The 22,325-nt window shown below is 40.7% G+C and carries 22 protein-coding genes; 10 read left to right on the top strand and 12 right to left on the bottom strand.

Features of this window, described 5'->3' with window-relative positions:
• Positions 1-312: 312 nt before the first annotated feature.
• The 4 genes from AUO94_RS04965 to AUO94_RS04980 form a co-directional block, all read right to left on the bottom strand.
• On the bottom strand, positions 313-867 hold the full coding sequence (locus tag AUO94_RS04965; RefSeq protein ID WP_058386184.1) for a restriction endonuclease: 555 nt from the start codon (positions 865-867) through the stop codon (positions 313-315).
• A 236-nt stretch (positions 868-1,103) separates the two neighbouring features.
• Positions 1,104-1,457, bottom strand: a complete 354-nt coding sequence (locus tag AUO94_RS04970; RefSeq protein ID WP_058386185.1) for a helix-turn-helix domain-containing protein — start codon at positions 1,455-1,457, stop codon at positions 1,104-1,106.
• A gap of 216 nt (positions 1,458-1,673) precedes the next feature.
• Positions 1,674-3,023 carry a GntP family permease gene (locus AUO94_RS04975; protein WP_058386186.1) on the bottom strand — a complete coding sequence of 450 codons (1,350 nt, stop codon included), beginning with the start codon at positions 3,021-3,023 and terminating at the stop codon, positions 1,674-1,676.
• A gap of 1 nt (position 3,024) precedes the next feature.
• Complete coding sequence (locus AUO94_RS04980) at positions 3,025-4,167, bottom strand: glycerate kinase (RefSeq protein ID WP_058386187.1); 1,143 nt, start codon at positions 4,165-4,167, stop codon at positions 3,025-3,027.
• A 133-nt stretch (positions 4,168-4,300) separates the two neighbouring features.
• On the opposite strand from AUO94_RS04980, the gene AUO94_RS04985 reads away from it, so the two are divergent.
• Positions 4,301-5,377 (top strand): CdaR family transcriptional regulator, encoded by a 1,077-nt coding sequence (locus AUO94_RS04985; protein ID WP_058386188.1) that lies wholly within the window; start codon positions 4,301-4,303, stop codon positions 5,375-5,377.
• Between the two features lie 125 nt (positions 5,378-5,502).
• Here AUO94_RS04985 and AUO94_RS17350 read toward each other — a convergent pair whose 3' ends face one another.
• Both AUO94_RS17350 and nadX read right to left on the bottom strand, forming a co-directional pair.
• Positions 5,503-5,646, bottom strand: coding sequence for a hypothetical protein (locus AUO94_RS17350; RefSeq protein WP_169793160.1), 144 nt, complete (start codon positions 5,644-5,646; stop codon positions 5,503-5,505).
• Positions 5,647-5,761: 115 nt separating this feature from the next.
• Entirely contained in the window at positions 5,762-6,541 is a 780-nt protein-coding gene (gene nadX, locus AUO94_RS04990) for an aspartate dehydrogenase (RefSeq protein ID WP_058386189.1), read from the bottom strand.
• Between the two features lie 175 nt (positions 6,542-6,716).
• Here nadX and AUO94_RS04995 point away from each other — a divergent pair, with 175 nt between their 5' ends.
• A complete protein-coding gene (locus AUO94_RS04995) occupies positions 6,717-7,463 on the top strand; it encodes an SDR family NAD(P)-dependent oxidoreductase (RefSeq protein ID WP_058386190.1) in 747 nt (248 codons plus the stop codon).
• A 57-nt stretch (positions 7,464-7,520) separates the two neighbouring features.
• On the opposite strand, the gene AUO94_RS05000 is transcribed toward AUO94_RS04995, so the two are convergent.
• Both AUO94_RS05000 and AUO94_RS05005 read right to left on the bottom strand, forming a co-directional pair.
• Positions 7,521-8,504, bottom strand: coding sequence for a bile acid:sodium symporter family protein (locus AUO94_RS05000; RefSeq protein WP_058386191.1), 984 nt, complete (start codon positions 8,502-8,504; stop codon positions 7,521-7,523).
• Positions 8,501-9,904 (bottom strand): FAD-binding oxidoreductase, encoded by a 1,404-nt coding sequence (locus AUO94_RS05005; protein WP_058386192.1) that lies wholly within the window; start codon positions 9,902-9,904, stop codon positions 8,501-8,503. The genes AUO94_RS05000 and AUO94_RS05005 overlap by 4 nt, the downstream gene beginning before the upstream one ends.
• Before the next feature lie 153 nt (positions 9,905-10,057).
• On the opposite strand from AUO94_RS05005, the gene AUO94_RS05010 reads away from it, so the two are divergent.
• Positions 10,058-10,753: a FadR/GntR family transcriptional regulator gene (locus AUO94_RS05010; protein ID WP_058386193.1), complete on the top strand. Its 696-nt coding sequence runs from the start codon at positions 10,058-10,060 to the stop codon at positions 10,751-10,753.
• Positions 10,754-11,150: 397 nt separating this feature from the next.
• Here the strand turns inward: AUO94_RS05010 and AUO94_RS05015 are convergent, their stop codons facing one another.
• Complete coding sequence (locus AUO94_RS05015) at positions 11,151-12,656, bottom strand: phytoene desaturase family protein (RefSeq protein ID WP_058386194.1); 1,506 nt, start codon at positions 12,654-12,656, stop codon at positions 11,151-11,153.
• Positions 12,657-12,972: 316 nt separating this feature from the next.
• On the opposite strand from AUO94_RS05015, the gene AUO94_RS05020 reads away from it, so the two are divergent.
• Together AUO94_RS05020 and AUO94_RS05025 are read left to right on the top strand one after the other, a co-directional pair.
• Positions 12,973-13,644, top strand: a complete 672-nt coding sequence (locus tag AUO94_RS05020) for a hypothetical protein (RefSeq protein ID WP_058386195.1) — start codon at positions 12,973-12,975, stop codon at positions 13,642-13,644.
• A 244-nt stretch (positions 13,645-13,888) separates the two neighbouring features.
• Positions 13,889-14,713 (top strand): STAS domain-containing protein, encoded by an 825-nt coding sequence (locus AUO94_RS05025; protein ID WP_058386196.1) that lies wholly within the window; start codon positions 13,889-13,891, stop codon positions 14,711-14,713.
• A 160-nt stretch (positions 14,714-14,873) separates the two neighbouring features.
• On the opposite strand, the gene AUO94_RS05030 is transcribed toward AUO94_RS05025, so the two are convergent.
• The gene (locus AUO94_RS05030) at positions 14,874-15,113 is read right to left on the bottom strand and encodes an SHOCT domain-containing protein (protein WP_058386197.1); all 240 of its coding nucleotides are present in this window, start codon (positions 15,111-15,113) and stop codon (positions 14,874-14,876) included.
• A gap of 301 nt (positions 15,114-15,414) precedes the next feature.
• On the opposite strand from AUO94_RS05030, the gene AUO94_RS17230 reads away from it, so the two are divergent.
• Positions 15,415-15,618 (top strand): adenine nucleotide alpha hydrolase family protein, encoded by a 204-nt coding sequence (locus AUO94_RS17230; protein ID WP_156423929.1) that lies wholly within the window; start codon positions 15,415-15,417, stop codon positions 15,616-15,618.
• Between the two features lie 145 nt (positions 15,619-15,763).
• Here the strand turns inward: AUO94_RS17230 and AUO94_RS05035 are convergent, their stop codons facing one another.
• On the bottom strand, positions 15,764-16,210 hold the full coding sequence (locus tag AUO94_RS05035) for an SRPBCC family protein (RefSeq protein WP_058386198.1): 447 nt from the start codon (positions 16,208-16,210) through the stop codon (positions 15,764-15,766).
• Positions 16,211-16,959: 749 nt separating this feature from the next.
• On the opposite strand from AUO94_RS05035, the gene AUO94_RS05040 reads away from it, so the two are divergent.
• Together AUO94_RS05040 and AUO94_RS05045 are read left to right on the top strand one after the other, a co-directional pair.
• The gene (locus AUO94_RS05040) at positions 16,960-17,478 is read left to right on the top strand and encodes a sigma-70 family RNA polymerase sigma factor (RefSeq protein WP_058386957.1); all 519 of its coding nucleotides are present in this window, start codon (positions 16,960-16,962) and stop codon (positions 17,476-17,478) included.
• Positions 17,471-18,808, top strand: a complete 1,338-nt coding sequence (locus tag AUO94_RS05045; RefSeq protein ID WP_058386199.1) for a DUF4179 domain-containing protein — start codon at positions 17,471-17,473, stop codon at positions 18,806-18,808. Before AUO94_RS05040 ends, AUO94_RS05045 begins: the two co-directional genes overlap by 8 nt.
• A gap of 420 nt (positions 18,809-19,228) precedes the next feature.
• Here AUO94_RS05045 and AUO94_RS05050 read toward each other — a convergent pair whose 3' ends face one another.
• The gene (locus AUO94_RS05050; RefSeq protein ID WP_058386200.1) at positions 19,229-21,277 is read right to left on the bottom strand and encodes a helix-turn-helix domain-containing protein; all 2,049 of its coding nucleotides are present in this window, start codon (positions 21,275-21,277) and stop codon (positions 19,229-19,231) included.
• Between the two features lie 137 nt (positions 21,278-21,414).
• On the opposite strand from AUO94_RS05050, the gene AUO94_RS05055 reads away from it, so the two are divergent.
• Entirely contained in the window at positions 21,415-21,864 is a 450-nt protein-coding gene (locus AUO94_RS05055) for a MaoC family dehydratase N-terminal domain-containing protein (RefSeq protein WP_058386201.1), read from the top strand.
• Positions 21,865-22,308, top strand: a complete 444-nt coding sequence (locus AUO94_RS05060; protein WP_082707501.1) for a MaoC/PaaZ C-terminal domain-containing protein — start codon at positions 21,865-21,867, stop codon at positions 22,306-22,308.
• The last annotated feature ends 17 nt before the right edge of the window (positions 22,309-22,325 follow it).

Raw genomic sequence — 22,325 nt, forward strand, 5'->3', positions numbered from 1 at the left:
ATAAATCCCTTCGGAGTAGCTATTTACATTGCACAAATTTTACAGACTAGTAAACCTTAAATCTATCGTAAATATTCTTAATAACTCAGCACTTTGCGTTCAGCTGCTACTTTTTTCGAACGGAACCAAGCTACAACAAGCGCAGGGATCAAGACAAATCCTAAATAACCCATAACCGGATAAACTGTGCTGACCAAAGTGACGAAGCCAACAAAACTCGAGGCAAATGCTACAACACCGAAAATGCCAACAGATACTTTAAATTTTGCTGTATCTGGTTTTACGAATCGCGCTGTAAAGGAAATCTCTTGTCTATCCTACCTTCTTTGCCAATAGAATCTCTACCAATTCATCGCGATTTACTAATTTCACTTTATTGCTTCGCGCTAGTTCCGCTGCCGCTTTTGTGAAAAAACTATTGGTAACCACCCATGCTTCATTTGCTCCGTAATGCAGTTTTGCTGCGGAAATTTCTTGCACGGCTTTGATGCCAACATTACTTTTATATCGCTTTGCCTGCACAGCAATTTTTTGCGATCCTTTTTCCAAAATAAGGTCTGCCCCGTAATCGCCCGTATAAGGCGTTTTACGAACTGCATATCCTTCAGCCTTGTAACGGAGACGCAGAAACTCTTCAAATTCTGCCCCCGACATTGCATCCACTTGCAAAATACCTGACGCATTTAATTTCTTCTGCTTATTGTTTTGAATGGTCTTTACGATTGCTAGCATGCCAACAAAGCCGACAGCAAATACAGCGACCGTTGCTGTGAGTGACTGTGTGTAAACAAATGTGATTGCGCTACTAAGCATTAAAACTGCCATTAGCAGTTCTGATAGATTATCTTTCTTTTTCTTTCTGGCCATGGGAAACTTCCTTTTTTAAAAATAAAATTTTATTTCTAGTTACTATTCATAAGTTTGTTTAAAAAAGAGTAGTTCAACTCAATAAACTAGGACAGTGAAGAAATCACTCCAATGTGTAGTGACTGCGACATAACATTTCCTATATGTCTCTTCTCTTTAACGACATTAAATTGCTCTCTATCGATTATGCAATGAGTTTCATTATAATTTGAACGTTTTCTTATTACTTCAATCATTCAATTCAAATCAAACTTCTGCTTCAACCTTTTCACAATGTCTGCTTCTTTGCTTTGAATAAATTGGTTACCTAATTGTTTCACTAGGACATTAATCTCTTTAGTCATTTCTTTCTTCATTAACAATTGGTTAATTATTTGACCATTAGCTGCAAACTCTCTACCAACTAAATCGTCTAAAGAAATACTATATAGATCAGCTAGTTTGATCATTAATCTCAGAGGTGGTTCTGTAGTACCCACCTCAAATTTCCCATAAACTGCTTTAGTAATCTTTAAATGCTCTGCAACGATTTGATGTGACAATTTGTTCTGTAAGCGAAGTGATTTTAGGTTCTCAGTTAGTTTTGTCATCGGTTTGCTCCTTGAGTTTTTTTGTGATGTAGTTAAAATCGCCTTCCTAATTAATAAGACCTAACTAATGATTCAATAGTATCACATCAAGCATCTATTACTAACTAAATTTTTACTGATTTTGTAAATATTATTTCTCTTTTAAAAATGCCTCACCCTGGATATGCATTCCAGGGTGAGGCATTTTTCATTTATACAGTTATTTGTACTACCCCATCAAACTAAAATTGTCCACAAGATCATCGTGAAGACAATCGTCGTTACACCTTGCAACAAAGTCGCCATTGTTTGCGCTTTGTAGGCTTCCGTTACTTTCATGCCTGTAAACTGTGTGATAACCCAGAAAAAGCTATCGTTAACATGACTCACTGTCATTGCGCCTGCCCCAATCGCCATCACGACAAGCGCCAGTGGTACTGCGCCTTCGATGCCGAGCGTCGGCAACAGCGGTGCCATCAACGTTGACGTGATAACCAGTGCTGCTGTTGAAGAACCTTGAGCGGTTTTTAATGCCGCTGCAATAATGAATGGAATGAGTAAGAACAACGAGCCACCAGCAAGTGCTGTCATGTCCATTCCCGCTATCAAATCTGCCACACCTGAATTGCTAATAACTCGTCCGAATGCGCCACCTGCTCCAGTAATTAATAGAATAGGTGCTGCACCGACGATTCCTTCGCCAATCCACCCAGATAAGGTTTCTTCGTTCCATTTTGGCAGTAATAAGAGCGCTGCTAAGACACCAAATAATAGCGCCACTGTTGGTGATCCTAAAAATTTCAATAAACTTGTCAGCCCACCATCACCACCAAGAATACCGGCAACAGACCCTGCTCCGATCAATACCAATGGTAGAACAATCGGCAAGAAGGCTTTAAATGTAGAAGGCATTTTCCCAAATGATTTAATGACTTCTTCGTAGCTCAATTCGCCGTCTTCTAAAGTATCATCAGGCACTTCGATTTTGGCAGCGACTTTAACAGCCCAAAGATACCCGACAACTGCTGCTGGAATTGCGACGACTAAACCGATTAAGATAATTGTCCCTAAGTAATTTTCAGCACCTAAGTTACCAGCTGCAGCAATTGGTCCTGGTGTTGGCGGTACCAAAGTATGGGTTGCGTATAAACCAGTTGCGAGCGCCACTGACATCGAAGCCATGGATACTTTCGCACGTCTTGCTAAGGCTTTTCGTAAACTCGATAAAATAATAAATCCAGAATCACAAAACACAGGAATTGATACGATAAAGCCAATAATCGACATCGCTAGTTGCGGTCGCTTTTCACCAATCAAACGCAATACCACTTCTGCCATCCGGTAAGCTGCACCGGATTTCTCTAAAATAACACCGATAATTGTTCCGGCAACAATGACAATCCCGATATTGGTCATCAACCCGCCAAAGCCTTCGTTAACGTTCAGTACAACGTCAGCTAGCGGCATACCGGACGCGATGCCCATAAAAAATGCGCCGATTAATAACGATAAGAACGGATGAACTTTGAATACAGCAGTTAACAACACAACCAAGATGACACTTAACGCAATAACGAAAAACAACATGTTAACACCCCTTTTGGTTTTCTATATAGTTTTTAACGACTGTTTTGGTTTTTATTTTCAATTGGTTATAGGCATCGGCTACCGCTCGTTCTGCCGATACGGTGTCACTGACAATCGAGTGAATTTCGGTGAAATAAGGCTCTAGTAACTCTGTACTTTCCGGTTCAACCATCCCCGAAATTAAAATCACTGGAGTCCCCGTTCTTTTTGCAGCTTCAGCAATCCCTAAAGGGGTTTTTCCCGATAAAGTTTGACTATCACTTTTCCCTTCTCCGGTCACAATCAAATCGACCGTTTCCAAATGATTTTGAAATGCAATCGCTTCAAGTACGACATCAACACCACGCTGCATATTACCTGCAAAAAACGCTTGCATCGCGCCACCAGCACCACCTGCTGCACCGGCACCTTTTTTATGATGAAGTGCCGTTCCAGTAAGTCGCTCGACAACATCTCCAAAATTTTGTAGATTGCTATCGAGTTGCTCGACTGCTTCTGGAGACGCTCCTTTTTGTGGACCGAATACTGCAGAAGCTCCTTGTTCACCGATTAAGACATTCTCTACGTCGCAGGCAATTAGAAACGTACTTTCCGCAATGCGCGGATCAAAATGACTACGATCAATTTCAGCAAGTTCACCGAGTGCGCCCCCACCCCTTCTTAAACGTTGCCCACTGCGGTCTAGAAAAGTCATACCAAGAGCTTCTAGCATTCCTGCTCCTCCGTCATTGGTAGCACTGCCGCCAAGTCCAATGATAAAGCTTCGGAAACCAGCATCTAAAGCGTGACAGATCAGTTCTCCTGTACCGAATGACGAAGTCTTGAACGGATTTCGTTGCTCTATTTTCAATAAGGTCAGTCCAGAAGCTTCTGCGATTTCGATAACGCATATTTGATCGTCACCAAGAATTCCGTAACGAGCGGTAATTCTACGGCCAAGCGGATCCTCGACGTCGTGCGTGATCAATTTGCCACCTGTCGCCTCGACCATGGCCGTCATCGTTCCTTCCCCGCCGTCTGCTGCCGGTAGCAAGACGACTTCTATCTCACGACCCAGTTCCTGTATGGCTTCTGCCATTGCTTGTGCGGCTGTTGTAGCAGACAAACTGCCTTTAAATGAATCGGGTGCTACTATAATTTTCAATCTCTAAAACCTCCTTACCCTATTAGTAAAGCGCTTACATAAAATTATAATGAAAAAGAAGCCAATATACATTATACTGACGGTATGGATTTTTGACGAAATATTTAGAATATATATACACAGAGGAGTATTTATGATTACAAAACAGCTGGCGGAGGAAATTGTAGAACAAACCATGATCCGATTAAACCGCAACTTAAACGTTATGGATACCAACGGCATGATTTTGGCTTCAGGAGAAACCGAGCGGATTGAAAAAATTCATGAGGCCGCAGCTCAAGTCGCTAAAAGCGGTGAAACCTTGTGGATTAAAGAAACGGATTTAGCAGCTTGGCATGGCGTCAAACCCGGCGTCAACTTACCGATTTATTTTCAAGAAAAACTTGTGGGGGTCATCGGGATTACAGGTAACCCAGAAGAGCTCAAAGAAATCTCGACGCTCGTTCAATTGACGACAGAAATGATGGTCCATCAATCACTGATTACCTCTCATATTGAATGGAATCGTAAGCGCAATGAATTGATTTTTGATGAACTGACCAGTGGCAATCCTTTGTCTGCCGCTGTCCATGAACGGATTTCACAAATGAGACTCGACCAAAACACGTCATTTATCACGCTATTAATTGAAATAAAAAAATCTCCTTCACTTTCTCGCAGAATTATCGAACAGCTCGAAAGCCATTTCGATGGTCAAACGATTGTTACGGGTCACTCGCAACTAAACGAAATCTTCCTATTGATGAAGAACGATGAACCGGCAAACCTTCAACAAAAATTAACTACCCTGCTCCAAATACTGCAACAAACGGCACTCGTTAGAATGGGTGTCGGCGTAACAGTCAGTAGCATTCTGGATACCCGAACTTCTTATCTCGCGGCAAAAAACGCATTGGATTTCGGAAAGCCTGATCAGTCGCTCGTTTATTTTGAAGACGTGGAATTGATAGCGCTATTAAAACATAATCCGCATGTCGAGCTCGAAAATTTTACCAATAGAATACTAGTAGATTTGAACGATTCCTTATGCCAAACACTGGTTATGTACTTTATCTGCAACAAAAACAGCGCAGAAACCGCTGACTGCTTAAAAGTTCACCGCCATACTTTGAGTTACCGGCTAAAAAAAATCTATGATGCAACCGGATTAGATCCGACTAATTTTCAAGACGCAGTTGTACTACATTTGGCACTGACGTTGCGGGATTGAGTTGTCTTAAAATACTTTGCGACTTTCTTTCATATAAAAAAACTCCAGCCACCTGCTTGAACAAGGTTTCTGGAGTCTTCTATACGCCAACTGCATAGACAGTTTCATTTGCTCAACAAAACGATTCAAGATTTTTTCTCCAAATCATCCATTCTCTTTTCCAGTTTGGTTAGTTTACTCGTTGCTGTAGTACTTAAAATAAATCCAATCAGGCCGAAAGAGAATCCTGTCATTCCAAAAGTAAATCCCAAAATTGCAAAAGACTCCAAAGTAATTCCCCTTAACTTTTGTATTCTTGAGTCACTATCTCCAATTATGTTTTATTCGCAACACATTTGTTGATTACAAAAAGAGCAAATTAGAACATCGATCGTTTTGTCGAAATCAATTCCCAATCCGTAACGCCTTGTCTTTGTTCTGCAATACTGCCACAATACTCAATGCTGCAAGAAGACTGGTCTTCGGATTGTTTGGCATCGGATTATTTTCTACTTTTAGTTCCATGCGTCCAAAATCCCCTATCGCTTCAATGGTGTGGGTATTTCGTACAACTTTCGGATCGACGATAACCCGTACGATGGTTTTCTCAACGCCAATTCCAGCAAGTGCCAGCGTCATTGCGACATTAACATTTTTCGGGAATTTCTCGACAGCTTGATAAGCAGAGCCTTCAAATATCACTTTCTCTTCACTGGCTTCGATACCAAGAGATGCTGGTGATTTTCGTGTCGTGATTCGAACTTGGTTTAAGCCTCCAGTTGCTTTAGCCGATTGCAATACGTCTAATCCGCCAATTGCGCCAGATGGCAAGAAAACTTGCGTGCCTACAGACTCAGCTAATCGATCCACTTCCTCTAAAAAATCGCTATCTTTGAACACGCCAATGCTACTAACAACAAGGTCTTTCTTACAAGTCACTACTTCTTTTGCATATAGACCCGCCACTTCTATCGTCGCTGCCTCTACCACGATATCGAGTGGTATTTCTAAAAATTCGTGAATGTCTGTATGAAAGTCCACACCAAATTGCTCGCTCAAGTGTGAACCTACTTCTTGATTGCGGCCAAAAATGGCTATGATTTTCCCTTCGATCATCTGATTACTGTTTACCTGTTCTAGTAGAAATGAAGCAATGTTACCTGTTCCAATAATTCCGATTTTCATAATTGTCCTCCTCACTTTAAACTCACATTTTATGGTATTGCATAAAGTGTAAGCTATTGTCGGTCTCTTTTACAAATTTTAGAAAAAAATCTATTTCACTGTTTCCTGATTAAGATCAATCACGATAGGGAAAAGAATACTTATAGCAGGTATTTACAGCAGAGGAGGAAATTTAATGAGTAAAACAGCAATTATTACAGGTGGCGGTAGTGGATTAGGACAATCTGCAGCTTTTTATTTAGCCGAAGAAGGCGTCAATATTTCAGTTGTCGATATTAGCGAAGAAAGTGGCAACGAAACAGTCGCCAAACTTAAAGAAATAGGCGTTGATGCGATTTTCATTAAAGCGGACGTCTCTAAAGCGGAAGAAGTCAAAAACTACGTAGACAAAACACTCGAGCATTTCGGCTCGATTGACTATTTTTTCAATAACGCTGGGATTTCTGGTAGTGGTAAGAAATTCCTTGAAACCGACATCAAAGAAATTGAACAAATTGTAGGCATCAATATGCTTGGCGCTTTGTACGGCTTACGTTATGTCGCTGAAGTTATGGTGAAAAACGGCGGCGGCTCAATTGTCAACACCGCTTCAAGTGCTGGCGTCATTGGCCAAGCTTCTGTCGTGACTTACGGTGCAACTAAGCATGGCATTGTGGGTATGACCAAAAGCCTTGTTGCCGAGTACGCTAAAGACGGACTTCGCGTAAATGCCATTGCACCTGGACCTATTCAAACACCAATGGTTAAAAAGTTCTTTGAAGATAATCCAGACATGAAAGAAAGTGCCGAGTCTGGAATTCCGCAAAAACGTCTTGGTAAACCAGAAGATGTTGCAGAACTGGTGACCTTCTTATTAACAAAAGCCGATTACATTAACGGTGACACTATCCGTATTGATGGTGGATTCACGAATACAAAATAAACGAAACAAAACCCGTAGTCAGCTTTTCGACTACGGGTTTTGTGTTGGCCGTTAAAGTTACACATTATCTATTTTAACTTCAGGTACTCTTTTTACGTTGACTAGCTTTTCCTTTTGCGAAGGATTCTTCGACCAAATTGTGGCCAAAATCGGACCAGAGATATTATGCCAAATTGCGCCCCAAACACTTGGTAACGCAGCAAGCGGGCCAAAGTGAGCCGTGGCTAACGCGACTCCTAAACCAGAGTTTTGCATACCGACTTCCAGTGAAATAGCACGACGATCCACTTCGTCGAGCCCCATCGCCATTGCCGTTAAATAACCAAGCATTAAGCCAAAACTATTGTGTAAAAAGACCGCTAAGAAAACAACAAATCCTGAACTGATGACGTTTTCTGCATTAGCTGCTGTAACAGCTGACACAATAATCAAGATCGCGGCAACTGAAATAAGGGGAATCACTGAAATTGTTTGTTTGACCACTTTTGGCATTAGCTTTTGAACCAATAGACCAAGTACAATCGGCACGATGATCACTTGAATGATGGACACAAACATAGATACTGGATTTACAGGAAGCCATTGTCCCGCTAACAGGAGTAACAATAAGGGTGTCATAATCGGTGCCATTAAGGTCGATAACGAGGTCATAGCAACAGACAATGCCAAATTTCCTTTTGCCAAATACACCATAACGTTCGACGCGGTTCCTCCTGGTACGCAACCTAACAAAACAAGTCCAGCTGCTAATTCAGCAGGCAAATTTAGTAGATACGCAATACCAAATGCAGCGAACGGCATAACCAAAAATTGTGCAGCCACCCCAACGAAAACTGGACGCGGACTTTTCGCAATAATTTTAAAGTCTACAGGCTTTAACGTTAATCCCATACCAAACATCACGACACCTAGAAGAATCGTAATGTAACTGCCTAAGCCCACAAACGCAGACGGAAACAAAAAGGCAACGAGTGCAATCAAAATGACCCAAACCGCAAAGTATTTTCCAGCTATGTTACTCAATCCATTGAGAACTTTCATTTACTCAACTCCCTTTTTACTGATTTAATATTCTTGCCAGGATTTAATAAATTGCTTGGATCCAGTACTGCTTTTATTTTCTCCATCACATCTAGCGCATGTCCGTGTTCTTGTTGCTGGTATTTCTGCTTCCCAATACCAACCCCATGTTCACCGGTAGATGTACCGCCTCTTGCTAGTGCGTACAACACAATGCGTTCATTGAATTCCTGTGCTTTTGCTATTTCTTCTGGATTATTCATATCCATCATGATAAGTGCGTGGAAGTTGCCGTCACCGACATGTCCAACGATGCCACCAGGCAATCCCAGTTCCATCAGATTTTCACGGGCATGTCCCACAGCTCCTGCTAGTTCAGAAATGGGCAGACAAACATCTGTGACCATCATCTTTTTGCCAGGATAACCGTGAATGTAGGCATACGCCAATGTATGTCGTGCTTCCCACAGAAGATTTCGTGCGGCCGTATCTGTTTCAAATGCGACTTCTTCGCAGGCATGCCCTTGCACAATTTCTTGCATAAATTCTACATCTTGTTTTAACCCTGCTTCATTGCCGTGAAACTCTAAAAACAGTGTAGGTTTTTCCGCGTAAGCGGTATCATTGTATTTGTTGACTTGCTGCATTGATTGCTCGTCGACTAGTTCAACGCGCGCAATTGGAATGCCCGCCTGTAAAATCGATACGACTGCTTCGACAGCGTCTTTTACGGTTGGGAACGATGCACGAGCCGCTGTGATGAATTCAGGAATGCCGTAAACGCGCAGCGTCATTTCAGTAAAGCAACCGAGCGTTCCTTCAGAACCGACAAACAAACCGTTTAAGTGCAAGCCCGATGAAGATTTGGCGGCTTTATTGCCTGTATGTATAACAGTTCCGTCTGCTAACACCACTTCCAAATCACGTACTTGGTCGCGCATCACGCCGTATTTCACAGAAGTTGTGCCACTGGCATTTGTCGCAGCCATGCCTCCAAGTGTTGCATCTGCTCCAGGATCTACGGTAAAAAACAAACCATGCTTCTTTAATTCCTTATTGAGCTGCGACCGTGTCACTCCTGGTTGTACAGTCACCAGAAAGTCCTCTTCAGATACTGCTAACACGCGATTCATCAATGAGAAATCAATGGTGATTCCGCCGTTCTCTGGAATTACATGTCCTTCTAAACTGGAACCGAGACCAAATGGCACTACTGGAATTTGGTATTGTGCGGATATTTTCATGATTTCAGAAACTTGTTCTGTTGTTTCTGGAAAAACCACCAGATCGGGTAATTTCATTTGATGATAAGACTCATCTTGCCCATGAAGTTCTTTAATGGTTTCGTTCATGCTGATTTGCTCAGCTGTTAAATGTTCTCTTAAGTGATCGAGGATGGCTTCTTGATTTGCAATTGTCATAGCTATTCGCTCCCTTGCGTTTAAAATTGGTCCAACCAATTAACCCAATTATACATAATAATCTGAAAAGTACAACGTTTTCTTTAAGCTATTGCAGATTTTATTCTGTATACTAAAGTTAACCTTTAAAAATATGCAAGGAGAGCGCTTATTTTGAATCCAAAGAAAAAAACTTATGAACTAATCGTGGAACAAATCAATCTTCTCTGCTTAGAACAAAATCTGCAGCCAGGCGATCGTCTGCCTTCCGAACGGGACCTTGCGAGTTTGTTTGGCGTCAGTAGAAATTCCATTAGGGAAGCTTTGAAAGATTTGGAAAGGAAAGAATTCATCGAAATACGGCAAGGTGGTGGGAGTTTTCTGTCAACGACCAAACGCGACCTCCTTGGCAATGAACTTCGAACGCATATTGACAAAGCAAAAGCGATTTTGATTGACGAAATGCTTGAGCTGCGACGTGCATTTGAAGTCGAAGCCGCTTTTTTAGCAGCCCAACGAGCCAGTCCTGAAAACCTAGAAGCGATCCAAAACGTCCTTATCCAAATGGCTAATGCAAAAAGTGACACCGAAAAAGGAGTACAAGCAGATTTAGACTTTCACTTACAAGTTGCTTATGCCACGAAAAACCAATTATTGATTGATTTAATGGCGACATTAGCCTTGCGAATAGAAGAAAACATCCGAGAAACACGCAAACACCGCTTTACCGATTCCAATCGCCAACAAGAGACACTTAATGAACACCAGGAAATATACGATGCTATCGCAGACAAAAATAGTGACTTGGCCAAACACCTCATGAGCCAACACATCTCACGTATTCGCTCTGAATTGCACAGCTCTTCTTAAATTTCGAAGCTCTTTACCGACAAAAAAGCCATCTTTGAAAAAAACAAAGATGGCTTTTTTGCTATTCATATTTTAATAAAAAACTATATAAGTTGAATAAAAGAAAGCGACTTTTCTGCACCGCCTTGGGCCTGACTCCCTCAAGAAGTCAGGCAAAGTTCACCTGTCTCCTAACTTTGCCCAGGCTGTTGATGAGCCGGCGCTAAATAACTGGCTAAGTAAGAAGAGATCGTCTGTTTTTCCATTAGCAACGGGTACCGCTACGTCCTGATGCGCCAGTTGCACGCCCCATATCCTGTGGGTCCGAATCGAAAATTGCACCGCTCAAATCATCCATAAATCTCATCATCTTCACCGAGTCACCTCTTTTCAGATTATGCCTGTAAATATAGCGTTTCTATTTCTTCTCTGCTTGATCACGTCTAACAATCTTATCACTCACTTGTTGACCACTGAGCGTTACCATGGGCATTCCGCCACCTGGATTTACTGTGCCCCCGACAAAGTAAAGATTGTCGTACAGTTCGCTTTGTTTCTTGTGCTTAAAGCCACCATTTTTCTTTTTATCAGAAACCGTTCCGTAAATGGCACCTCGGTCTGAACCATACACGCGTTCGATATCGTGTGGTGTCCAGACGTCGCGTGTCACAATATTTTCCCGCAGCCCGTCTAAGCCCATGCGTTCTAATTTATCAAGCACAAGTTCTTCAAAATCCGCGTATTGCTCAGGTGTAAATGGATTGTCTTGGATATACGGAATGTGTGGCAAAATCTTAATGTTCTCATGTCCTTCTGGTGCTTGAGATGGATCTGTTTTATTCACATTCACTAAATAGATGGTTGGATCGTCTGGCAACTCGTGTTTCTCAAACACTTTCTCCATTTGTTCATGCAGGTTCTCAGAAAAGAAGAAATTATGATGATTTAGCAAGGGATACGTTTTCTTGACCCCCAGATGCAGCACAAGACCAGAACTTGCAGGTTCATACTTTTTCTTCAAGTCCGCAACAAACGCTTCGTCTGCGGCGACCATTTTTTTATAAAACGGAATAACTTCCATATTAGATACGTAATAATCTGCAGTTTCGAATGAGCCATCTTCCAGTTCAACACCGACAATTTTGTCATCTTCGCTAGTCAATGCACGAATCACACCCATGCCTGTATGGAGTCGAACGCCTGCTTCTTCTGCAAGTTTTGTTAAGCCTTCCGCCAATTTATGCGTACCGCCTTTCACATACCAGCACCCTTGCGCGTGTTGCATGTAAATCATCATGTTGAGAACGGCAGGTGCACTGTAAGGAGAAGAACCCACGTATTTAACGTAATACGACAGCATGTCGCGTAGATGTGGGTTACTAATGCGTTTCGAAATCGCACTATACATGGTTGACGTTAAATCGAATCCAGTCAACGTCGCAATGATGCCATTTTGCGCCACCGCTTCTTGGGGTGACTCAAAGCCTTCTTTTAAATAACTACGCTCTGTCGTTTTATAAATCTTTTGTGCGTATTTCAACAATGCGTAATACTCTTTCATGTCTTTGTGAGAAAGTGCAGGATTTGTTCGTTCCATTAAATCAAGATCATGGTACAAATCCAGTACGGTACCATCTGGAAAGAACGAACGCCATTCCCGCTCAAGGCGTTCAATGGGCACATAATCCTCCATCCGCTTGCCGCTCCCTTGGAACAGTTTATCAAAAATATGCGGCATCGTTAAAATAGACGGGCCGAGGTCAAAACCAAATCCGTCTTGCTCGAGACGATTTACTTTCCCGCCGATGTGATCGTTTTTTTCATATAAAGAAACCGCGTAACCTTTTTGTGCAAGTGAAATAGCAGCAGACAAGCCGCCAAGGCCTCCCCCAATTACGATTACCGATTTTTGTGAATGATTCATACAGGTACCGCCCTTCTTGTCTCATCTATACTTTTGGAGAATCTGTTAACTTGTAAAAATATTGTTATCGTCCTTACAATTCCCTACCTGTTGATTTTAAAAACTTTCATTATATAATTTTTGTATAATTTTTATACACACTTTATTATAGAAGCAGAATTATCAGAATGTCTATCCTAAACCTCTGCCTAGGACACCTGTATCTCCAAACACCAAATGACTCCCACTGAATTATGAATTTTCAAGGAAACCGGCTTTTTTCGGTGTAACTTTTCTTCTACTAAAGCGCCTAACAAGCTAAAGGAGATGAAATCATTTGAAAAGAACATTTCTATTCTTTATGAGCATCGTCATGTTGTCCGGCTGCTCGATCCCTCGTGGGTGTCCTCCCAACACAATCGTTGAATGGGTCGACTTGGTTAAAATCAACGATATTCAATATCATGCATTAGATGCCACCAATTATACGGTTGAAGAGAAAGATTTAGGGGAAATTATTGGTGAAGTTAAATACGAGATGGCCGATCAAGCATGCTTAAATCATCAAATAAAAAATGGAGATGCTGCTTTTTTATCTGTTGGCACTACATTATATGAATTTAATGGATACAAAAGTGATTTCCGAATAATTGCCGATGGAATCGTTTACGAAGTTCAAGAAAATGATAAAGCCAAAACAATCGGCGAACTTTATGATATAGAAGGAAAAGTAGAAGGAATGAGTGTTAGAAGTTCTTACGATGGCAGTCATGTCATGGATTTGAAGGAGGAGCATTGGACAAAATTTATTAATGAATTTTTGACGCTAGATTTCGTAGGGTTTGATAATGTATACAAGAAAATCGAAGATGAAGAAGGAACGTTTCTCGATATTCACCTTAAAGATGGCTCTTCTGTGCGAATCCTTTATTGGACAGATGCGAATGTGTTAAATCTAGGAGCCGTTGGCAATGACACATTAAAAAACATTATTAGTTTATACAAATAAACGTAATATGCATATTGACGCTGCGTTCCTAGGATTGTCAAATTCTTCGGATGGTTTGTTGCGTCAATTTATCTACTACAATGCTCTTCCCCTTTTCTAAATACGCCGTTTTTACTCAGAATTACAGACGAAATCAGAAATCCCCGTTCTCCTAACACCACTTCACAAAAAAAAATCGTTAATGATATACTTTAAAGAGACACTCGATTTACTCATTAAAATTCACTCTAAAGGAGAAAAAGGAATGGCCAAGCCGTTACAAAAATCAGAAGAAATCAAAGCTTTTTTCTTGAAGCATCAAGAAGCGTTTGAAGAAAAATTGTCAGAGGAAGCCGTTAACGTAAAAAACAAAATGGATGAAATCTTAACGGTTGGCAATATTGATCTTGTTACAAACGCGCATGCAGTTGTTGGCTACATCATTGATGGACAAGAAGAAGACCTCCGGTTATTTGCTAAGCAAGAAGGCATTGCATGGGCTACACACTCTATTGAACTTTCCTTCAAATTAGAATGGATTCAAGCCATTCGTCGTACCTTGTGGATCTTCCTTCAACAATACAACGAGGCTACTGACAATGGAAGTACATTTGATTTTTTTGCTATGGAAAAAGATATTAACTCACGCGTTGATGTGTTCTTAAATACGTTCTTTATCAGTTATTCAACTTATAAAGATTCGTTGATTAAAGCACACCGACAGTTGGTTGAAAACTTGTCTGTGCCAATCATTCCCATCAATTCATCTGTCTCCATTCTTCCGTTAATCGGTTCGGTTGATTTGTTCCGTACATCGATTCTTGAAGAAAAAGTATTAAACGAAGTCGGTATCTCTCGTATCGATACATTGATTTTGGATTTGTCTGGAATAGCCGATATGGAAACCGAAGTCATTTATCACATTATGAAAATTATCGATGGTACAGCGTTAATGGGCTGCAACACGATAATTACCGGTTTACGTGCAGAAGTTGTCCGCAAAATGATTCACTTAGACTTGTCTTTTGACCCAAAAACGAAAACACTGGGTACGTTGCAGCAAGCGCTTAAAACATATTTGGTCGTATGAAAACATAAAGTTATACCTATAGAAAAACCGTGATTGGGCCAGACCCAAATCGCGGTTTTTTGCTTTATCTTCTCTATGTTACAAAACTGTACAGCTCGAAATTGCGTCTTGCACGGATGTATTTTTCATGCACGCTTTTTCAGCATCTCATTAGTCTTTTTTATAACAGCGTCTTTTTAATTTCTTCAAATTCTTCGGTCGTTATTTCACCTTTAGCCAGCCTAGTTCTAGCTATTTCCAGTGCGTCTGTCTTAGTACCTTGCTGCGAGTTAGTAAAACCATTGTTGTTTTTATTTTTCGTAAAGTAGTAAACAGCAACGCCGATGATAACCAATAATGCGAGTATCATCCAAATTCCACCTCCCATTCCCCAACCCATTCCCCATCCTGGTCCCATCATTTCTTTCTGCCTCCTTTTTAAAATCCTTGTATCTGTCTACAATTTAAATGTACGCGCTATACATGCAGAAAGTGTGGAGTCAGTTCAATTCACCAAAATGATATGAACCTTTATAAACAAAGCTTCATATCATTTTAGCCAGCTAGTAAAAAGATTTCTAAAGGTTTTTATCATGGTTGAAAAATTATACCAAGCCTATGAACAAAAAAGCTTCGGAGGAATTTGTATGTTAATCGAATCTTTGATCGTGGCAAGAAGCGTTTTGATGATTTAAAAAGCCTTAGCAGGTGACATATCTGAAGTGAACGTATTTGTCATCTCAAGTTCACCTGATAAGGTCATTTCGCGCGACTACGCAAAACAAGCGGAAGTCGGACTTATCGCATGTGGAGTCCAAGGATTAAATGCTGTTGAGCGCTATACATTGGAAAGCATATGCCAGTACATTATCAGCAGCTCTTATAATGGTTTAGTCGTCCACCAACTCAGTAATACAAAAGAGTAAAAAAAGTGAATCTCAGGTGACAACATTTCGGGTTCTCCATTTGCCCCTGACATTTTCATAAGAGGCCCCGTTGACTTGTTCTTTAAGCAAACTGTTTTTTGCAATTAGTCCATTTCGATTCACACAATCCGCCATATGAGACACGTTATTCGCTTTCACTAATATCTTTAAGATTTTGCAATGTCTGATTTACTGAATTGGACATCAGCTTTTTTACATAAAACGTATTGGCCACTTTCCCGACGATGTTTCCTGAAAGTTCATAATTCATCTCAAAATGAAGTTCAGTGCCTTCCTCTTTCGGTACGTAACTCCATGTTTGAGTCGCGTCAAAAGAACCCGTGACGAGGCATCGCCAAACATACCCATTACCAACGGGCGCGTTTTCTTCCACAAGTACATGCACCGATCGTTCTCTTCCTAAAAAAAAATACTTTAAATCCATGCTTGTTCCTTTTTTACCTGTTCCTATTTGATTTTCAGCTTCGGATAAATTGGCATACCACTGGTACCAGAATTTCGGATTCGTTGCGAATCGATGGACTTCCTCCACACTGCGGTCGATGAAAATCGTTTTCTCTACATGCCACATTTCAGCATCCCCCTTCTACAATAGAGACAATGCATTCTTTCAAGCAGTTGCGAAAAAATAAATTCAGCATCATATTCACTTTGTTACTCCATAATATAACATGTAAACCATTAATGAACTGATTTTTCTGATAAATAAATACATTTATGATAAAGTTTACGGTTTAGTCAATAGGATGACTATTTTGCACCATTTTTTTTATATAAATTGAATGAAAGTAGCCAATTTTTCTACAACGCTTTGGGAATGGCTTCCTCGAGAAGCCAGGTAAAGTTCGCCGGTCTTCTTACTTCGCCAAGCCCGTCGACACACCGGTGCTAAGTAACTTGTCGAGCAGGAAGGTAGGATCTATTTTTTCGTTGGTAACAAGAAGAGATGGAGCAAAATAGTGGGGACTTCCGCGGGTAAGTAAAGTACTGAACTAACTTATCCGTCCAGCCCAATATTGCAGGCGAAGGCGGAGAATGAGCGTATCCAACTAGCTACCGACACGCTCGATTTTCCTATTGATTTTGAAGCGGGTAACGGACGCATTAAAGCGCGCTGATAATGGCAGCATCAATTTGTGTGGAGTAAGCGTCGAAAGAGTGTTTTGTTGGTTAATCGATCAAGTACATAAAAACCGTAATTTGTATTGAGCTAGAATCATATAAATATGGAAAAAAAATTATTTTAACAAAAAAATATTTTCTATGAACTTTTTCGAGGCTGAGATGTCTAATATGTAAGTAGAGAGTGAGGTGTTGGCTGTGGATGAAATTAACGTCGCCCGAAAAGCGATACAAGGCGAAGAAGAAGCTTTTATCGCTTTAATGCATATGCATAAAGAAGCCTTATTACGGACTGCTTTAGCTTTTCTTAAAAACGAACACGCAGCACTTGAAGCTTTACAAGAAACGACTTACCGAGCATTCAAGAAAATTCACACCTTAAAGGAGCCTGCCTATGCCAAAACCTGGCTAATTCGTATTATGATTAATTATTGCCAGGATCAACTAAAAAGAGGCAAACGGTTCGTCCTGAGCGAGAAAAATCTTGACCTTCCAGTTTTAGATAATTTAGCCCAAATTGAATTACAGGAAGCTTTAAGTACACTTTCTCCCACTGAACAACAATTGATTTACATGAAATATTTTCAGGACGTTAAAATCAAAGACATCGCAGCCATCGAAAAAATTCCTGAAGGTACTGTAAAATCACGCTTGCATAAAACACTACGAACGCTCCGTAGATATCTTGAAGACAAAGGAGAGATCGATCATGTATGAAAAAGAGGAACAGAAATTAAATGATTTCAAAAACCACTTAGCACAGATCCCTCTTCCCATTGATCAAGCAGACGGAGCAATTAGACAAGGTCTTGAACAAGCCAAACGAGAAAAAAGGCAACTCCGCGCTAAACGGCAGCGAACTTTTTGGAGCCTAGCCGCAGCTGCGCTGATGATTCTCACAGTCCTCACGACAATCCGGGTATCTCCCACTTTCGCTAATGCGGTGGCATCAATTCCTGGAATGGAAAAATTTGTTGAATTGATACAAGATGACAAAGGACTTACTGCTATATTTGAAAATGACTACTACCAACCGATCGGTGAGTCTCAAACAATTGGACATACGACGATGACGATTGACGGTGTCGTTTTAGACGAATCGGGCATGAATCTCTTTTATACCATTGAATCTCCTGTAGAAATAGACGATGTCGTCATAGAAACGCCAGTTTTAAACAATCAGCAACAAGAACTTGATTCTGCAAGCATTTCCTACAGTTCCCCAGTGTCTGAAGATCTGTCTCCAAAAATCTATACAGATATCCTGAAATATACATTTGAAGACCCGATAAATTTTGAAGACCTATCTTTTACACTTGAACTAGAAACTATTTTGAACGGCAATTCGTTTGATTTTTCCATACCGTTTGTTGTTCCTGAAAATGTAAAACCAAGTATCATTTATGGCATCAATAAAGAAGTGGAAGTCGAAGGACAAAAATTCACAATCGAAGATATCACTGTTCATCCACTTCGCGTAGGTATTAAGATTTCGTTTGATCCAACTAACACTAAAAAAATACTTCAATTTGAAGATATGCGCTTAGAAGATGACACCGGTGAAATTTGGAGTTCAATATCCAATGGAATTTCGACTACTGGTAATATGGAAGATGGCGAAATGCTTTACTATCTTCAAAGCAATTATTTTGAAAAGCCGAAGCAACTGTATTTACGCATCAATACTATGCAAGCGGTCGACCAAGAAGACGCTTATTTGATAGTAGATACGGAGAAGAACGTTTTATTGCACAGTCCAAAAGATGGTAGGTTGACCTTAACTAAATCTAGTCGAACTGAAGTTGAAATGACTTTGAAAGTCGATGCAGATAAAGAACATGCTTACGGAATTGATTATCAAGTAAAGGATGCAAATGATGAACTACTAGACTTGTCATCTTCTAGCATGTCTACTAGTTATAAAAACGGACAAAACTTTGCAATTGGCATCGTAGATAACGGGTATGTCAATCCAATAAAAATCGACTTGTTCTCCTATCCAAATTATATTAATGGAGATGTTAAAATCGAGTTACAAAAAAAATAGTTTTATACAAAGAGTGTCGCCCTATAGGCTTTAACATAAAACAAACGAAGAAAAAAGAGTTCTTTTTTCTTCGTCTTTTTTATTGACTCGTGACCTATAATCCAGAACTCGGTGGGCACTTTTTCAAGGTCCTGGAAGTGAAATTTCAGAACGACTGATTTCCCTTGATAGGGCCGAACGCATTTTCTATATTATTTTTGCATAATCGTTTCATTTTCTTACACAACTGAACGTTTATTTGTCTCTTTTTTAAGATTCAAAACGGCTGATAGGCATGGACATGGAGAAGAGCAAAGATATGTTCGCTAGCCTCGTCATAATAAACAGCAACTTGTTCTTTAGCATGCAAAAGGAGCTATCTCGAAAGTCATTGTTCCTAATTTTTTTGAGACATCCTCTCCTTGTTAGGTGATAATTTTTCTATGCACGCTGGCGCAAATAACAAGCCAGCTGCAATTGTAAGACATCATCTGCATTTTTTAACGATAAGCCAAGTACCTCTTCTATCTTTTTTAACCGCTGATAAAGCGTATTAATATGGATATGCAAGGTTTCTGCCGCTTCGCCTGCTGATCGATTTTTTTCGAAATAGACAAGAAGTGTCTGTTCCAACATGCCACCTGAACGGTCAATTTCGCGTAATGGTTGAAAGACATCTGATAAAAACTTACTGACTTCTTCGGTATTCCGACTCGTGAATAACCGACTAATCCCGATATCTGTATAGCGTACAAGTTTGTGATTCACCTTTCCTGCAAGTGGATTGGTCAGCGCAATTTCGGCTTCACGATACGATCGCTCAATGTCGCTGTATGAAGAGATCAACGACCCAATTCCCCCATGCAACACGTAATCGTTTCGGCCATCTGCTCGATACACTAACATTTCATCCAATTGCCTTTCGAAAAAACCAAGTTCCACAGTTCCGGTTACGCCAGCCAGCAAAATGACTTTGTTTTGCCAACCAAATACGGTCTGAACAAGTGCACCTGCTGCGGAACGTAACTCCGCTATAAGGCGAAAAATATGCGCTTCTAGTTCCTGCGGATCGGAGCAACCCGTCACTTGCAGCATCGCCACGACAAACCCTTCAGAATTCCGAATTCCGAGAGCCTCTGCTTTTTCATTCAGTAGCTCGGGATCGTTCGTATAGAGAAGTTCATCAAACAATTGTTGCTGATTTTTATAATAAAATGCTAACACATTTTGCTTTTGAACACGTTCTAAGGCAAGTACTGCACTGCCTTGTTCGAGTGCTACTTCACCAAGACGCGTCAAGGTTTGTGGTGACTTTGCAATCAAACAACCCAGCACGACAGATCCTGAACGAATTGGGTATACGACATCGCCTTCTTTTGTATTAAGTTCGATACTTTTTGCTTGAGACTCTTTTTGAATAATCTGCAGTAAATGACTGAATGATAATCCAGTGGGAAGTATGGCCATAGCTGGAATCATTTCATTCATCAACAAATCAATAAACACTAGCGACTGTCCCGCCATCTGACTTAGTTCCTCAACCATCTTCTCTGTCCCCATATTTCGAACGGATAAATCCGTCAACCTTGCATGAATAACATCTCGCTGCACCAAAGCATCATTCAATTCCCTGATATTCGCAAACTGCTTGGCGTTGCGAATTGCGATACCCACTTGAGTCGTAAAAATTTGCAGCAGCCATAAATCTCGATCGGTTAAGACATGTTCTGAATGCATCTGTCCCAGGTACATGACGCATTCAATACGGTCTTCTACGACGATGGGATAGGCAATCACAGATCGAATATTCGTGATATCTTCAACTCGCCTTCCCCAACGCTGTTTGTTTTCTTTCGAAATATGTTTTACTTCACCAAATTTCAGATCGCTAGGGTTTGTTATTAACACGGGCGTCCCAACTTCAAAGGCATGACCAACAGGACCTTCTCCTAGTTCGAATTCCATGTGACGGATTTCTTCGTACCGATATCCTTGTGATGCTTTGCAAACAATTTTCTTTTTCGTTTCATCATACAACCAAAGTGTTCCATAATCTGCATTTGTAATAACTTCAAGCGTATGCGTCAAAATATTGCAAAAAACGTCTTCTAAATTGAGTGATGCGGTTGTATAACGAATACTATCAACAATCTTTGCTAATTTCACACGTCCCGTAACATCGATAAACTGTGCATAGCCTTTATAGAAAAAGTCAAAAAGCACAGCCAACTCGTCTTCACCAACTACACGATTTTCTGTAAAAACGAGAAAGACACGGTAATCATCTGCATATGTAAATTGGACTTTTTGTTCATCGTTCTCTTGAAAGGTGTGAATAGGCGTTCCTCGCATATTTTCCATAGCAGGAGGTGTCATTTCTGATCTATTAACGATTGCCTCCAACGTGCTAGACTCCCCGGTTTTCCTCCATACGGAATAAGGCAATTTGAACCCCATTCGGTTATAGAGTGTTGCAATCGAATTATCCATAGCCTCACGCTCCTTCAGTAGAGAAAAATCTACTTTATATACTATAAATATAGAGATTCATACATTGTTCTGTCAATATAATTCATTTAATATTCATTTTAGATAGAATATTCAAACAAAAAATTCGGAGGTGCCTCATGAATTTAAATAAAAGCATGATAGGGATTGCCAGTAACCCCTATAGTGTCGTCATCGAACGAGAACATGTTACGCGATTTGCACAAGCAATCGGCGACAACAACTTGTTGTATGAAAATGAAGCTTATGCAAAAACAACCGCTTACGAAGGAATGACTGTCCCTCCTACTTTTTTAGTGGCGCTGGGTAGCCACGCTGAGTTTCCACTTAAACTCGATTTCAAACGCATGTTGCACGGGGAGCAGGAGTTTATCTACCATCAACCCGTACGAATTGGCGATAAATTAGACTGTATAATGACCGTCACGGATGTCTACGACCGGGTTGGGAAAAGTGGAACGATGCAATTTCTTGTTCTCGACACGAATATGACAACTGAAGACGACACACTTGTAGCAGTTTCTCGCAACACGATTATTTATCGACCCGTTCCGAAGGAGGCGAAATAAATGAAAGCGATTACAGCTATTTCTTTTTCGGAACTTCAGTCCAATATCTCTCTTCCTTCTTTTACAAAACCTGCTGTCAGTAAAGAACAACTCGTTCAGTATGCACAAGCTTCTGGCGACTTGAATCCGCTTCACACAGATGATAACTTTGCAAAAAGCATTGGACTAGATGGCGTTATTGCCCACGGCATGCTCATTATGGGCTTTCTTGGTCAATACGTTCAAGAAATTGCTGGAACCGAATCGGTTGTTCACCAATTCAATATGCGATTCGGTGCCATGACAAAACCTGGTGACGTGATCACATGTGGTGGTTTTGTAAAGCAATTGATGGAAATCGATGGACAACCGGCAGTGGCACTTGAGTTATTTGCAGAAAAAGCACCGGGTGAGCGAGTCGGGACCGGTTCTGCTGTTCTAGTATGTTCGAACCCACTTAACTAAAGAAGGAGGCTCCACAC

This window comes from Planococcus kocurii (assembly GCF_001465835.2).
Classification (GTDB): Bacteria; Bacillota; Bacilli; order Bacillales_A; family Planococcaceae; genus Planococcus; species Planococcus kocurii.

What these genes read in the sequence shown, in the direction of transcription:
- AUO94_RS04965 (WP_058386184.1), bottom strand. Translation starts at nt 867, where the DNA reads ATGGCCAGAAAGAAAAAGAAAGATAATCTATCAGAACTGCTAATGGCA.
- AUO94_RS04970 (WP_058386185.1), bottom strand. Translation starts at nt 1,457, where the DNA reads ATGACAAAACTAACTGAGAACCTAAAATCACTTCGCTTACAGAACAAA.
- AUO94_RS04975 (WP_058386186.1), bottom strand. Translation starts at nt 3,023, where the DNA reads ATGTTGTTTTTCGTTATTGCGTTAAGTGTCATCTTGGTTGTGTTGTTA.
- AUO94_RS04985 (WP_058386188.1), top strand. Translation starts at nt 4,301, where the DNA reads ATGATTACAAAACAGCTGGCGGAGGAAATTGTAGAACAAACCATGATC.
- nadX (WP_058386189.1), bottom strand. Translation starts at nt 6,541, where the DNA reads ATGAAAATCGGAATTATTGGAACAGGTAACATTGCTTCATTTCTACTA.
- AUO94_RS04995 (WP_058386190.1), top strand. Translation starts at nt 6,717, where the DNA reads ATGAGTAAAACAGCAATTATTACAGGTGGCGGTAGTGGATTAGGACAA.
- AUO94_RS05000 (WP_058386191.1), bottom strand. Translation starts at nt 8,504, where the DNA reads ATGAAAGTTCTCAATGGATTGAGTAACATAGCTGGAAAATACTTTGCG.
- AUO94_RS05005 (WP_058386192.1), bottom strand. Translation starts at nt 9,904, where the DNA reads ATGACAATTGCAAATCAAGAAGCCATCCTCGATCACTTAAGAGAACAT.
- AUO94_RS05015 (WP_058386194.1), bottom strand. Translation starts at nt 12,656, where the DNA reads ATGAATCATTCACAAAAATCGGTAATCGTAATTGGGGGAGGCCTTGGC.
- AUO94_RS05025 (WP_058386196.1), top strand. Translation starts at nt 13,889, where the DNA reads ATGGCCAAGCCGTTACAAAAATCAGAAGAAATCAAAGCTTTTTTCTTG.
- AUO94_RS05030 (WP_058386197.1), bottom strand. Translation starts at nt 15,113, where the DNA reads ATGATGGGACCAGGATGGGGAATGGGTTGGGGAATGGGAGGTGGAATT.
- AUO94_RS05035 (WP_058386198.1), bottom strand. Translation starts at nt 16,210, where the DNA reads ATGTGGCATGTAGAGAAAACGATTTTCATCGACCGCAGTGTGGAGGAA.
- AUO94_RS05045 (WP_058386199.1), top strand. Translation starts at nt 17,471, where the DNA reads ATGTATGAAAAAGAGGAACAGAAATTAAATGATTTCAAAAACCACTTA.
- AUO94_RS05050 (WP_058386200.1), bottom strand. Translation starts at nt 21,277, where the DNA reads ATGGATAATTCGATTGCAACACTCTATAACCGAATGGGGTTCAAATTG.
- AUO94_RS05055 (WP_058386201.1), top strand. Translation starts at nt 21,415, where the DNA reads ATGAATTTAAATAAAAGCATGATAGGGATTGCCAGTAACCCCTATAGT.
- AUO94_RS05060 (WP_082707501.1), top strand. Translation starts at nt 21,865, where the DNA reads ATGAAAGCGATTACAGCTATTTCTTTTTCGGAACTTCAGTCCAATATC.